Genomic DNA, 1,088 nt, shown 5'->3' on the forward strand with positions numbered 1-1,088 from the left:
AAATAACCCAATTTTCATGCGATGTGGTGCGCCGCGGTGCATGGGCGATTCCTTCAAAGATGAAAGGGAGCCCTGCAAAGGAAAGAAAAGTCCGGTGTGAGTCCTTCTTACCTCTCCCCGGGGGTCGATAAAACAGCCTCCTCTCACTCTCAATATGCCGTCTCATACATCTCGCTCTTTTTAGGAGGTCTGGCACACTTGAATTTGCCTTCCGGGCAGGGCCCCCGGAAACAGTAAGGTCCAGCATTCTCAAAAACAGTGGAGCAAAGGGGTCTGACCATGTTTAACATCTTCCAGGCCATCTCTCTGATCTCCCATTGAGCCCTTTCGCAGGTTCGGAGAGTAAAAAAGTGGAAAAGCTCCCGGGCGTTCATGGTGACTATTATTTTACTCTCGGCAGCGTTGGGCAGGACATAACGAGCATCTTCGGCAAGTATACCCAACTCCAGGAGCTGGCAGTAGGTCCTCATTATCTCTCCCTGAAGCTCGATGAAAAGATCTTTAGCCTCGGGATTCTTTTCTATCTCCGGAGGCACAATGAAGCTGAGGTTCTGGTCGAACTTGACGTATCGTTGGGACTGTTGATTATAGGAAGCCAGCCGATGGCGGACCAATTGATGGGTACAGGCCCGAGAGATGCCCTCGATGGCAAAGGTAAAACTGGCGTGCTCGATGGTACTGTGGTGTCCCGAAGCCACAATGAATTTGATGAGCTTTTTCACCTCGGCATCGGTCATCTTCTCCGCCAGCTCAACTGCTCCGCTGGGTGAGTAGCAAAGCCGGGCCGCGGTGGCAATGGCCCTTTCCGGGTCTGGAGTATGGGCCAGGAGTATAATGCGCATAAATAGGGCACCTTTTTCAACTAGAGGCGATCATGACCTGAAATCAGACTGTCCGAGACGTATATGGACTAACATGTATTAACCATCACATTAGGAAGCCCCGACCCGTAAGGGCGGGGAGGAGGTCACTTCTTCCTTATCCCATATCTTCTCTCAAGCCTCTCCACTCTACCGCCGGCGTCAACTAACTTTTGCTTTCCAGTGTAAAAAGGATGACACCTGGAACAGATTTCTACTTTTAGTTCC

At 50.8% G+C, this 1,088-nt stretch carries 2 protein-coding genes; both read right to left on the minus strand.

Annotated elements, in window-relative coordinates:
* Positions 1-149 precede the first annotated feature (149 nt).
* A complete protein-coding gene (gene thyX / locus HW443_RS11645) occupies positions 150-842 on the minus strand; it encodes an FAD-dependent thymidylate synthase (RefSeq protein WP_176230779.1) in 693 nt (230 codons plus the stop codon).
* Positions 843-967: 125 nt separating this feature from the next.
* Positions 968-1,088, minus strand: a 121-nt coding sequence (gene rpmE / locus HW443_RS11650) for a 50S ribosomal protein L31 (RefSeq protein ID WP_176238266.1), incomplete at its 5' end; no start/stop codon positions are given.

The organism is Candidatus Hakubella thermalkaliphila, assembly GCF_013281975.1.
Lineage (GTDB): Bacteria > Actinomycetota > Humimicrobiia > Hakubellales > Hakubellaceae > Hakubella > Hakubella thermalkaliphila.

What these genes read in the sequence shown, in the direction of transcription:
- thyX (WP_176230779.1), bottom strand. Translation starts at nt 842, where the DNA reads ATGCGCATTATACTCCTGGCCCATACTCCAGACCCGGAAAGGGCCATT.